The organism is Erythrobacter westpacificensis (assembly GCF_039542285.1).
Taxonomy (GTDB): domain Bacteria; phylum Pseudomonadota; class Alphaproteobacteria; order Sphingomonadales; family Sphingomonadaceae; genus Alteraurantiacibacter; species Alteraurantiacibacter westpacificensis.
In genome coordinates this window covers 151,948-162,249 of record NZ_BAABHV010000017.1, presented here as the reverse complement: position 1 = coordinate 162,249, position 10,302 = coordinate 151,948, and the positions used below count along the sequence as shown (strand labels likewise).

The 10,302-nt window shown below is 63.5% G+C and carries 14 protein-coding genes; 5 read left to right on the top strand and 9 right to left on the bottom strand.

The window, feature by feature from the left end; genetic code table 11:
- Window positions 1–7 precede the first annotated feature (7 nt).
- Window positions 8–619 (bottom strand): NuoB/complex I 20 kDa subunit family protein, encoded by a 612-nt coding sequence (locus tag ABFX23_RS11670; protein ID WP_428831663.1) that lies wholly within the window; start codon window positions 617–619, stop codon window positions 8–10.
- Window positions 616–990 (bottom strand): NADH-quinone oxidoreductase subunit A, encoded by a 375-nt coding sequence (gene ndhC / locus ABFX23_RS11665; protein ID WP_120078672.1) that lies wholly within the window; start codon window positions 988–990, stop codon window positions 616–618. The genes ABFX23_RS11670 and ndhC overlap by 4 nt, the downstream gene beginning before the upstream one ends.
- Before the next feature lie 269 nt (window positions 991–1,259).
- Here ndhC and ABFX23_RS11660 point away from each other — a divergent pair, with 269 nt between their 5' ends.
- The 3 genes from ABFX23_RS11660 (at window position 1,260) to ABFX23_RS11650 (ending at window position 3,471) form a co-directional block, all read left to right on the top strand.
- Window positions 1,260–2,456 (top strand): thiolase family protein, encoded by a 1,197-nt coding sequence (locus ABFX23_RS11660; RefSeq protein WP_346033221.1) that lies wholly within the window; start codon window positions 1,260–1,262, stop codon window positions 2,454–2,456.
- Between the two features lie 96 nt (window positions 2,457–2,552).
- Window positions 2,553–3,005: a hypothetical protein gene (locus ABFX23_RS11655; protein WP_346033220.1), complete on the top strand. Its 453-nt coding sequence runs from the start codon at window positions 2,553–2,555 to the stop codon at window positions 3,003–3,005.
- Window positions 3,006–3,090: 85 nt separating this feature from the next.
- Window positions 3,091–3,471, top strand: a complete 381-nt coding sequence (locus tag ABFX23_RS11650) for a hypothetical protein (protein ID WP_346033219.1) — start codon at window positions 3,091–3,093, stop codon at window positions 3,469–3,471.
- Between the two features lie 70 nt (window positions 3,472–3,541).
- Here ABFX23_RS11650 and ABFX23_RS11645 read toward each other — a convergent pair whose 3' ends face one another.
- Window positions 3,542–4,009 carry an SH3 domain-containing protein gene (locus ABFX23_RS11645; RefSeq protein ID WP_346033218.1) on the bottom strand — a complete coding sequence of 156 codons (468 nt, stop codon included), beginning with the start codon at window positions 4,007–4,009 and terminating at the stop codon, window positions 3,542–3,544.
- A gap of 131 nt (window positions 4,010–4,140) precedes the next feature.
- Between ABFX23_RS11645 and ABFX23_RS11640 the strand changes: the two genes are divergently transcribed.
- Together ABFX23_RS11640 and ABFX23_RS11635 are read left to right on the top strand one after the other, a co-directional pair.
- Window positions 4,141–5,439 carry an ammonium transporter gene (locus tag ABFX23_RS11640; protein ID WP_346033217.1) on the top strand — a complete coding sequence of 433 codons (1,299 nt, stop codon included), beginning with the start codon at window positions 4,141–4,143 and terminating at the stop codon, window positions 5,437–5,439.
- A 53-nt stretch (window positions 5,440–5,492) separates the two neighbouring features.
- A complete protein-coding gene (locus tag ABFX23_RS11635; protein WP_346033216.1) occupies window positions 5,493–5,921 on the top strand; it encodes a nuclear transport factor 2 family protein in 429 nt (142 codons plus the stop codon).
- A gap of 2 nt (window positions 5,922–5,923) precedes the next feature.
- Here the strand turns inward: ABFX23_RS11635 and ABFX23_RS11630 are convergent, their stop codons facing one another.
- The 6 genes from ABFX23_RS11630 to ABFX23_RS11605 all read right to left on the bottom strand — a co-directional run bounded on the left by ABFX23_RS11630 (window position 5,924) and on the right by ABFX23_RS11605 (window position 10,289).
- Window positions 5,924–6,493 (bottom strand): alpha/beta fold hydrolase, encoded by a 570-nt coding sequence (locus ABFX23_RS11630; protein WP_346033215.1) that lies wholly within the window; start codon window positions 6,491–6,493, stop codon window positions 5,924–5,926.
- A gap of 131 nt (window positions 6,494–6,624) precedes the next feature.
- Complete coding sequence (locus ABFX23_RS11625; protein WP_346033214.1) at window positions 6,625–8,031, bottom strand: NAD(P)H-dependent flavin oxidoreductase; 1,407 nt, start codon at window positions 8,029–8,031, stop codon at window positions 6,625–6,627.
- Complete coding sequence (locus ABFX23_RS11620; protein ID WP_346033213.1) at window positions 8,012–8,806, bottom strand: class I SAM-dependent methyltransferase; 795 nt, start codon at window positions 8,804–8,806, stop codon at window positions 8,012–8,014. Before ABFX23_RS11620 ends, ABFX23_RS11625 begins: the two co-directional genes overlap by 20 nt.
- Window positions 8,807–8,883: 77 nt before the next feature.
- Window positions 8,884–9,354, bottom strand: a complete 471-nt coding sequence (locus tag ABFX23_RS11615; protein WP_346033212.1) for a hypothetical protein — start codon at window positions 9,352–9,354, stop codon at window positions 8,884–8,886.
- Between the two features lie 18 nt (window positions 9,355–9,372).
- Window positions 9,373–9,699 carry a hypothetical protein gene (locus tag ABFX23_RS11610; protein WP_346033211.1) on the bottom strand — a complete coding sequence of 109 codons (327 nt, stop codon included), beginning with the start codon at window positions 9,697–9,699 and terminating at the stop codon, window positions 9,373–9,375.
- A gap of 59 nt (window positions 9,700–9,758) precedes the next feature.
- Window positions 9,759–10,289, bottom strand: coding sequence for a helix-turn-helix transcriptional regulator (locus ABFX23_RS11605; protein WP_346033210.1), 531 nt, complete (start codon window positions 10,287–10,289; stop codon window positions 9,759–9,761).
- Window positions 10,290–10,302: the final 13 nt, after the last annotated feature.

Sequence of the window (10,302 nt, the reverse complement as noted above, 5' to 3'; positions counted from 1 at the left end):
GCCTCCCTCAACGCTCGATCGTGCCGATGCGGCGGATCTTCCGCTGCAATTGCATCACGCCATAGAGCAGCGCCTCGGCAGTCGGAGGGCAGCCGGGGATGTAGATGTCGACGGGCACAATACGGTCGCAGCCGCGAACCACGGAATAGCTGTAGTGATAGTAGCCGCCGCCGTTGGCGCAGCTACCCATCGAGATTACGTACTTCGGCTCCGACATCTGGTCGTAAACCCGGCGCAGCGCGGGCGCCATCTTGTTGCACAGCGTGCCGGCCACGATCATCACGTCAGACTGGCGCGGGCTGGCGCGCGGGGCGACGCCGAAACGCTCCATGTCGTAGCGCGGCATATTGACGTGGATCATCTCAACCGCGCAGCAGGCGAGGCCGAAGGTCATCCACCACAGCGAGCCGGTGCGGGCCCACTGGAACAGCTCCTCGGTGCTGGTGACGAGGAAGCCCTTGTCGTTCACCTCGGTCTGCAGCGCGTTGAAGTATTCCGCATCGGGCTGCTTCACATCGCCGCCCTTCGCGGTGGGCAAGTCGTGCAGCGCCGGATTGGCGGAATCGGCCACCGTATCCTGATACGGCGGATAGAGTGCAGGTTCGTCGCGAGTGCTCATTGCCAGTCCAGAGCTCCCTTCTTCCATTCATAGGCGAGCCCGATGGCAAGGATGCCGAGGAACATCATCATTCCGATCCAGCCCGCCCAGCCCGTGTGATCGAGGCTGACGGCCCAGGGGAACAGGAACGATGCTTCCAGATCGAACAGCAGGAAGCTGATCGCGACGAGATAGAACTTCACGTCGAACTGGCTGCGCGGATCCTCGAACGCGGGGAAGCCGCATTCGTACTCGGTCAACTTCTCGGCCTGCGGCTTGTGTGCGCCCGTAAGGCGCGAGACGCCCATGGGGAGAAACACGAAGGCTGCCGAAAGCCCCGCCGCGATGGCGAGGAAAAGCAGGATGGGGAAATACTGGCTGAGATCGACCAAGACAGACTCGGGGGTTGCTGCGGGGTTTCGTGGGCGCGTCTAGGCAATGGATGGCCGTGATGCAAGGCAGTCGAACGCCCTATGGCCCGCTAATCCGTGGGTTTCTCTGCAAGGCAGCGAGCGGGAACGAGGGGAAAGTCAGGATCACGTCGACGGATCCGACATCGGCAACATGCTGCGGCGCACAATCTTGCGCTTGTAGCAATCGCCTCCTAAACACTGGAAAAGCCCTAACCCCCCAATCTCAGATTACCAGAGGCAAACAACTCATGGCCACCTTCAACGAATCCGATCCCATCGTCATTCTCTCCTATGCCCGCACCCCGATGGGTTCGATGCAGGGCGCGCTGTCCGATGCCTCGGCCACCGATCTGGGCGCGACTGCGGTCAAGGCGGCGATGGATCGCTCCGGCGTTTCAGGTGAGGACGTGGACCGCGTCTACATGGGCTGCGTGCTTCCCGCCGGTCTCGGCCAGGCCCCTGCCCGCCAGGTCGCGGTGAAGTCCGGCCTGCCGCTTTCCGCGCAGGCCACCACGGTGAACAAGGTGTGCGGCAGCGGCATGCAGACCGTGATCATGGGCGCAGAAGCTCTTGCCACAGGCACGGTCGACGTGATCGTGTCAGGCGGCATGGAGAGCATGACCAATGCTCCGTACCTCCTGAAGAAGCACCGCAGCGGCGCGCGCCTCGGCCATGATACGGCCTACGATCACATGTTCCTCGACGGCCTCGAAGATGCCTACGAGGAAGGCCGCGCGATGGGCACCTTCGCGCAGGACATGGCTGACAAGTACCAGCTGACGCGCGAGGAAATGGACGAGTACTCCATCGCCTCGCTGGACCGCGCGAACAAGGCGATCGAAAGCGGCGCGTTTGCCGACGAGGTCGTCCCCGTCACGATCAAGACCCGCAAGGGCGAGGTGACCATCGATACCGACGAAGCACCCTCGAAGGGCCGTCCGGACAAGATCCCGACTCTGCGACCGGCCTTCGCCAAGGACGGCACCATCACCGCTGCCACCTCTTCCTCGATCTCCGATGGCGCCGCCGCAGTCGTGCTGACGCGCAAGAGCGTGGCCGAGGCCAAGGGCCTGACTCCGGTTGCGACCATTCATGGCCTCACCGCCCATGCCCAGGCTCCCGAGGAGTTCACCATCGCGCCTGTCGGTGCGATCCAGAAGCTGCTCGAACAGACCGGCTGGAGCGTGGACGATGTCGACCTGTGGGAAGTGAACGAAGCCTTCGCCTGCGTCGCCATGTTCGCCATGCGCGACATCGGCATCGATCACGACAAGATCAACGTGAACGGCGGCGGCACGGCCCTGGGCCATCCCATCGGTGCCAGCGGCACACGCATCATCGTCACCCTGCTCAACGCCCTCAAGAAACAGGGCAAGAAGCGCGGTATCGCCTCGCTCTGCATCGGCGGCGGCGAAGCGACGGCGGTCGCCGTAGAGATCGCCTGATAGCCAAATTGTCGGGGCGGGCTGCAAGGTCCGCCCTTGGCAAGCCTCGAATTCCGTGGGACAATGTCAACAAACGGAGGAAAGAGGAGCCTTATCATGAAGAAACTTATTGCCATCAGCGCCGCGCTTGCGCTTGCCGCCTGCAACGGTGCCGGTGAAGAACCCGCGGCAGACGACGCAGCCGAGACGGAAACCGCCACGACCGATGCAAGCGACATGCTGGAAGGCGATGCGCCCGGCTTCGAGGCTGTCGCCCCCGGAACCTACCAGGTGACCCGCAGCGGCGGCGAGATCGACTTCATCGAGATCCATCCCGGCATGACATTCTCGCGCGTTGCCGAAGGCGGCGATGCCACTGGCGGCGTGATCTTCATGAAGGACGGCATGACCTGCTTCCTCGTCGAAGGCGAGGACGAGGAAAGCTGCTTTACCGACGGCCCGAAGCAGGAAGACGGCAGCATGGAAACCACCTCCGAGGCAGGCGATGTCTCCACGGTGATGCCGGTCGACGGCACGCTTGCGGACCACGTCGACGAAATCCCGGCCTGAGACGTCGGAGACGAAACCGGACCCAAATGCCCCCTCGCCCGTTGCGAGGGATGAATTTCATACCAAGAGTTACAGGGAAACAAGAATGAAGAAGCTTATCGCAGTTGCCGCCCTCGCCAGTCTCGCCGCCTGCGGCGGTAGCGCCGACGAACCGGCCGAAGATGCGAGCCTCGACGAAGCGGCAGCAGAAGTGATCCCCAGCACCAGTGCCGGCACCTACACCTCCACCACCGAAGACGGCACCGAGGTTTCCGTCGCTCTCAACGCCGATGGCACGTACACCGTGATGCAGGGCGGCGAGCAGGTGGAATCGGGCACCTGGGAAGACAACATCCGCGGCACCTGCCTGACCGCCGAAGGCGGCGACGGCGAAGATTGCTGGAACATCCAGCCCGGCGCCGAAGACGGCACGATGGATATCACCGGCAGCGATGGCGAAACCATGAACTACAGCTACGAAGGCTGATAACCCGGTCTTCAAGAAAACCGGAAAGGGCGGTCCTGCGGGGCCGCCCTTTTTCATTGGGCGAGGACGATCAGGGCTCGCCCGCACCCCACAGGCGGCTTTCCTCGACCCAGCCCACGTGGCGCTCCACGTCCAGTTCGCACCAGCCAGCTTCGCATTCGCCCAGGTCTCCGACGACGCCCGGCTCCAGGTTCCAGCGCAAGTCCGATTCAGCCGATGGCTCCTCGCGCATCGCGGCCAGACCCTCCCCCACCACGATGGCTGTTCGCTGGCGGCTCAGTAGACTGGCGGAAATCCACCCGGTCGTACCATCGGGTTCCTCGACATAGCGCCAGCCCTGCATCAGGCGCACGACCTTAACCGGCAGCCCTTCTCTCTTGTAGACCCACTGGATCGGGAACTGCTCTCCGGCGCCGACGCGCATGTTCGCTTCGGGGGTATCGATGCTGGCCCAGTACGGAAGCTCCACATCCTGCGCTGCTGCAGGAGCGGCGAACAGAACGACGAGACAGGCTGCGAGTCGGAGACGGCTTGGCATATGACCGGATTTAGCCGTCCGCGGCGAGAGCCCGCAACATGCAACAGCAGCCTTGCCCAATTGGAATATTCTGTCCTAACAGTCGCCCGGAACGTAATCCCGCTTCAGAACGGGTTCGTGGGGGAATATCTATGCTTCGTAAATTGGCCGCCGCGGCGGTGATGGCCGCCCTGCCGCAGACGGTGCGTGCGCAGGAACTCACCACTATCGCCCAGAACGAAACAGGCGATACCGCGTGGATACTGACGGCGACGGCCCTGGTGCTGCTGATGACGCTGCCCGGCCTTGGCCTGTTCTACGGCGGACTGGTGCGGGCGAAGAACTTCCTCTCCGTGCTGCTTCAGGTCGGCGCGGTGGCGGGCCTCGCATCGGTGCTCTGGATCGTCGTTGGCTATACCCTCGCGTTCGGCAACACGACTGGCGGCTGGATTGGCGATGGCGGCAAGTGGATGCTGATCAACCTCGATAACGTGCGCAGTGGCATTACCCTTCCCGAAAGCACTTTCGCAGCATTCCAGATGACTTTCGCCGCCATTACCCCCGCCCTGATGGTGGGCGCGTGGGTAGACCGCGCGCGCTTCGGCTGGGTCATCGGTTTCACCGCCATCTGGGGCCTGCTGGTCTATGCTCCCGTCACCCACTGGATCTGGGGCGGCGGTTGGATGAGCGACCTTGGCGTGCTCGATTTTGCAGGGGGCCTGGTCGTGCACACCACGGCGGGCGCTTCGGCTCTGGTCGTGGCTCTGCTGCTGGGCAAGCGACAGGGGTTTCCCGGCCCCACCCTGCTCCCCCACGCTCCGGGCATGACGATGCTGGGCGCGATGCTGCTCTGGGTCGGCTGGTTCGGTTTCAACGGCGGCAGCGCGCTCACCGCCACGGACGATGCCTCCATGGCCATCATCAACACCCATGTCGCCGCGGCGACCGCTGCGCTGGTTTGGGTGCTGGTGGAAAAGATCGCTTTCGGCAAGGCGACCACGGTCGGCTTCGCCACCGGCGCGATTGCCGGGCTTGCCACGGTAACACCCGCTGCGGGTTTCATCTCGCCGGGTGCGGCAATCCTGTTTGGCATCCTTGCTGCACTAGTCTGCTATTATGCAATCCAGCTCGTGAAGACCAAACTGGCCATCGACGATTCGCTCGATGTGTTCGCGGTTCACGGCGTGGGCGGGATGCTCGGCAGCCTGCTGCTGGGCATATTCCTGTCGCAGGAGCTTGGTGGCACCGGCTATGCAGAGGGCATGACCATGGCCGGCATGGTCGGCGTGCAGGCCCTCGGCATCGCGATTGTCGCCCTGTTCTCTGCAATGGTGACGGCAGTAATCGCTATCGGCGTATCCTTGTTCATCCCGATGCGCGTGACAGAGGAAGAGGAAGTCCAGGGCCTCGACCAGACGAGCCACGGCGAGCGTAGCTGGCAATTCGACTGACCGGGTGATCCTCCCTTGCGTGCCGCCGCCGTTCGGCTAGGTGCGCAAGGGACATGGATACCTTTGCCGCACGCCTCGAAACACTTGAACATCAGTGGATGCGTGCGTGGATGCGCGGAGACCGCAAGCTGATGAAGGAAGTGGCCGCGCGTGATTTCGTGTTCCTGCTAGGGGGCACGAAAGCCACCCTGCTGGACCGTGCGAGCTGGCTGGAAGCAGCGACCACGCGCCTGCGCTGCCATTCCTACCGCTTCGGCGACATCTACGTGCGCCGCCACGGCCCCGTCGGCCTGTTCGCGTGCCAGATGGAGATCGAAGCATCGATCGGCGAGCACGAATGGAAAGGGACCGTCTGGGTGTCGGACCTGTGGCGCAGGTCTGCCGTTAGGCGGAACTGGAAGCTGGTGGAGCGCGTCGTCTCCCGGCCCGACGGTGACGATGCCCTGGGCGAGGCGCTCAAGAAATTCCAGCTCTGGAACTGACGCTACGCGGCGTCCATTTCCGCCATCTTCGCCAGTATCTTCTCGATTGCCGCAGCCGACGTTCCCAGCGCGAAATGCTGCGCGTCGATCCGCAGGGTCTCGTCCGCCTCCTCGTCCCGCCCACGAGAGCAATGGGGGGAAACGATCCCATCGCAAGCGGACCATACGGCCAATGTCGGCACAGGCGGCTTGGCGGAAACCTGTTCGGCGAAAGGCGGATTGTCGACCGTGTGATCGTTGATCGCCTCGTAAAGCTTCCAGGCGACGTTGGCATGGCGATCGCCCGAGAACGGGCTGGCGACTGTCACCACCATGCCGACATACTCCGGCGCGCGATGTGCCAGCACCCGCGCGTATAGTCCGCCCAGGCTCCATCCGACCAGGATAACCTTCTCGCCGGTCAGGCGGTGCAGTTCCTCGAGCCGCGCCTCGAGTGCTTTCAGCTTTGCCGGATCGGCTCCGGTGTTCAGCCCTCGCCGCCAGCCCTCTGGCTTGAAGCCCCGCGCCTTTAAAGTGCGCCGCAGCAAGGTGGTGGAAACATCGCCCGTGGCAAGGCCGGGAATGACAATCACCGCCCTGCCCCGCCCGAACTCCCTGCCAGCCTTAGGAAGCCGGAACGGGTTCAGCAGGACGCGCGGAATGGCCAGCCCCTCGCGCAAGGTATTGCGCAGGGGCGGTGGCTCTTCGCGCGCGTCCGTCAGCGTCAGTCGCCCGTCAGGATGCGTTCGACCAGTTCCTTCACCGTCGGGGTGTAGTTGTTCGAATAGAACGGGTCGGTCTTGAAGCGATAGGCCGCGTGCCCGGCGAAGGCGAGATTCTCGTCCGGATCGCCGCCGTGGGCGATATCCTGCAGGGTCTTCTGGATGCAGAAGCTGCGCGGATCGGCGAGACGGCCGGTGGTATGCGTGTCGTGATCCTTCCAGCTGGAGAACTGGCAGTGCGACAGGCAGCCCATGCAGTTCGCCTGGTCCGTACGGATCTGGTCGGCGCTTTCGGGCGTCACGAAGACCACGGTATCGTCCGGCGTCTTGAGAGCTTCGGTAAAGCCCTCGTGCATCCACGCCTGCGCCTTGCGCTGATCTCCGGGATGGACGTAGAAATACTTTGCCTTGCCGTGGTCCATCAGCGGGATGGTGCCCTCTTCCTGATCGCGCTTGAAGATCGGGATTTGCCGCTCGGAACGATGCATCAGGTCATAAAGGAAAGGCGTCTTCACCGCGCTGGAGTAGAAGCCGGTGGGCGAGAACTTGTGCAGCAGCACGTCGCCCGGCTCCACCGTGCGGAGCATTTCCTTCCACACGTTGGGAATGGGGCTTTCCTTCGTCAGCAGCGGGCGCGTGCCGAACTGGAAGGCGATCTTGCCGAGTTCCGGATTGTCGATCCAGTCGTTCCACTCGCGCAGATACCAGACGCCGCCTGCCATCACGATTGCCGTTTCCTCGGAAACGCCTTCCTTGCGCATCGTCTCGCGAAGCGCGGCAACGCGGGGATAGGGGTCCTGCGGCTCGCGCGGGTCTTCGGCGTTGGAAAGGCCGTTGTGCCCGCCCGCCAGCCAAGGGTCTTCGTAGACGACTGCTGCCATCAGGTCGGGCACCTTGGAATAGCTGCGCTTCCACAGCGCGCGGAAAGCGCGGGCAGAGCTGATGATGGGCAGGTAACAGACGTTGTAGTGCTGGGCGATCTCGGCCAGCTTGTAGGGCATGCCGGCGCCGCAGGTGACGCCCGTGACGAGGCCCTTGCAGTTCTCCAGCACGCCTTCCAGCACGCGCTGCGCGCCGCCCATTTCCCACAGCACGTTGATGTTGATCGCGCCGTTGCCGCCAGCGATTTCGTGCGCGCGCTTCACCTGCTCGGTCGCCCCGTCGATGGCGTAGCGGACAAGCTGCTCGAAACGTTCGGTGCGGGTCGCCTGCGGGTAGACCTGCGGGATGGGATTGCCGTCACTGTCGTAACTGTCGGCATTCACCGCGCTTACCGTGCCGATGCCGCCGGCTGCGGCCCATGCGCCGGAACTGGCGTGGTTGGTGGCGGAAACGCCCTTGCCGCCTTCGATCAGCGGCCAGACTTCACGGCCGCCATAGGAAATCGGCTTAAGACCCTTGAAACTCATCATTGTCCCCAGAAGTGTCCTCGTCCGTCAGGGAGAACTCGGTGTTGGTGTCGCCCGGCTGCAAGCAAGGCTCGATATCGCGTGGATCGGGCCTCTCGCCCACCACTTCGAACTGCGCGTAATAGCCTGCAATCTGAGGCTTGCGCACATATTGAACGAGCCGATAGCCGACGCGTTCGAATTCGCAAAACAGTAGTTGTGGATTGATGCCGTGCTGGTCTGCCGGCCTGTCGGTATCCACCACGATCACCTGCCCGCCTTCCCGCAGCGACGGGCGCATGCGCCACAACAGCGCATAGGGTTCGGAAATCTCGTGGTACATGTGGACCATGAAAATCCGGTCGAAACTGTCATCCGGCAGCTTGGGATCGTCCGGTTCGCCAAGCGCGATGGAAACATTGTCCAGCCTCTCGCGCTCCACGCGGCTGCCGAGGCGGCGCAACGCATCGGCATCGATATCCTGCGCGAGCACGCGGCCATCGGGGCCTACCCGGGCAGCAAGGCGCACGGTGTAGTAACCTTCGCCCGCGCCGATATCGGCCACGGTCATGCCGCGCGTGATGTCGGCCTGGTCCATCACCGTCTGCGCTTCCTGCCGGTCGTCGCGTATCTGCTCGGTGGAGAAGGCGTTCGATCCGGTATCGGACACTGGGCGATAGGGGCGCGGGAAATCGCGCGCCGTTACCGGACGATCTTCCTCCGCCACGTCGCAAGCGGCGAGGGAAAGGCACGCAGCACCCGCTGCCAGAATTCGGAAGAAAGACCCGCTCTCCATGCCCCGGCTCTAGCGACAGGCGCGGCGGAAGGCAAAGCAGCAAATATGCGTTGAAGCGTGTTTCGAAGCGTTCGCGTTCAGCCCGGCTGCACGTGCCTTGGCTGAGGCGGCGACCAACTGTTGTACGGACCGACGCGGGAAAGGCGGTAACGGTGCATGAGCGTCCCCCCCAGCAACAGGGCGAGTTGCAACACGACCGGCAATTGCGTCATCGCCCAGAACGCCTGCGACCAGCCATCGCGCGCCACGAGAGCCGATATACTGCCGATCACCGCGACAAGCTGCGCAGCCGCAATCGCCAGCGGGTAAAGGCGGTTGGCACGCATGGCGACGGCGATGAGAGCACTGGCCGCAAACAGGTCGAGCAGCAACCTGCTCAGGTCGAATTCGACAAAGGACCGCGGCCCGATCGTGAACTGGAGCGCCAGGTCGATGAGCGCTTCTGCGGCAATAATCGCCGCGCACCACTTCTCGGGCGCATCTCCCCTCGCCGCCGCGAAAGCGACGACGAGGAAAGTGGCAGCGACAATGATGGCGAACAGGCTCACATTATCGCTTTCGGGAGATCAGGAGGCTGCGCGCAGATCGGCGATGTGGCCCATGGGCTCGCCCGGAGGGCACTTCTCGACGCCCAACACCTCGCCCTGAACCTGGAGCAGGTTCGCATGGACACGGGCAAGGTCGCTTCCGGCAGAGACCAGCGTCTGGTGCGACTTGGTGAGACGCAGCAGGGCCTCCTGTCCGGCGAACGGACCGGCATCGGTTTCGCGCCGCGCCTCGATCATCGTGGCAAGAAGGGTGCTCTGGCGGAGCAAGGCATCGTCCAGCGCCTCTTCGGCGGCTCTCAGTTCGCGGGTGATGCGCATCTGCGCAATGTCGGGAGACATGCCCATATCGATAACTCCATTGCGGCCACGCGGCCTCTTGATCTGCGAAGGAGTCCTAAGGCAGCCTACTGCATGAGCTCGGAAAGTTCGCCGAAAATGGCCAATCCCACCAAAGCCGCAACCAGCAAGCCAAGGGTAATCCCGACGATAGCGGTTAGACGCCAGAAGTACCCGTAGCGACCCTCAAAAGACTCCGGGACGACGCGGTACTGGACGATCTGCCGTGTGCTTTCGGGAGGCTTGCCTGGATCGGCGTGCACCTGGCTATCGTCCGGCTCCGTGTCGGACCCGGCACCTTGGTCGCCCGGATCGGGCGGAGTTTCGACCTGCGAGGATTGATATACGGCTCTCTCGTATAGGGGGGCATCGCCCCTGTCGGCCGTGGCAGCCATGTAGGCAGCAGCGAGCTCGCTGCGTGTTTCCACGCCGAATTTCTTGCGCGCCGCAGTCACTCGCTGATCCACGGTATGGGGAGATATGCCAAGCTCGCGGGCGATCTGCTTCGATGTCTTGTGCAGCACCAGCAGGTCCAGCACGTCCTGCTGCTTGTCGGTCAGCGTATCCAAGACCTTTTCGATGTCTCGTGCGTGATCCATTTCGCCTAATCTG

What these genes read in the sequence shown, in the direction of transcription:
- ABFX23_RS11670 (WP_428831663.1), bottom strand. Translation starts at nt 619, where the DNA reads ATGAGCACTCGCGACGAACCTGCACTCTATCCGCCGTATCAGGATACG.
- ABFX23_RS11660 (WP_346033221.1), top strand. Translation starts at nt 1,260, where the DNA reads ATGGCCACCTTCAACGAATCCGATCCCATCGTCATTCTCTCCTATGCC.
- ABFX23_RS11655 (WP_346033220.1), top strand. Translation starts at nt 2,553, where the DNA reads ATGAAGAAACTTATTGCCATCAGCGCCGCGCTTGCGCTTGCCGCCTGC.
- ABFX23_RS11650 (WP_346033219.1), top strand. Translation starts at nt 3,091, where the DNA reads ATGAAGAAGCTTATCGCAGTTGCCGCCCTCGCCAGTCTCGCCGCCTGC.
- ABFX23_RS11645 (WP_346033218.1), bottom strand. Translation starts at nt 4,009, where the DNA reads ATGCCAAGCCGTCTCCGACTCGCAGCCTGTCTCGTCGTTCTGTTCGCC.
- ABFX23_RS11640 (WP_346033217.1), top strand. Translation starts at nt 4,141, where the DNA reads ATGCTTCGTAAATTGGCCGCCGCGGCGGTGATGGCCGCCCTGCCGCAG.
- ABFX23_RS11635 (WP_346033216.1), top strand. Translation starts at nt 5,493, where the DNA reads ATGGATACCTTTGCCGCACGCCTCGAAACACTTGAACATCAGTGGATG.
- ABFX23_RS11625 (WP_346033214.1), bottom strand. Translation starts at nt 8,031, where the DNA reads ATGAGTTTCAAGGGTCTTAAGCCGATTTCCTATGGCGGCCGTGAAGTC.
- ABFX23_RS11620 (WP_346033213.1), bottom strand. Translation starts at nt 8,806, where the DNA reads ATGGAGAGCGGGTCTTTCTTCCGAATTCTGGCAGCGGGTGCTGCGTGC.
- ABFX23_RS11610 (WP_346033211.1), bottom strand. Translation starts at nt 9,699, where the DNA reads ATGGGCATGTCTCCCGACATTGCGCAGATGCGCATCACCCGCGAACTG.
- ABFX23_RS11605 (WP_346033210.1), bottom strand. Translation starts at nt 10,289, where the DNA reads ATGGATCACGCACGAGACATCGAAAAGGTCTTGGATACGCTGACCGAC.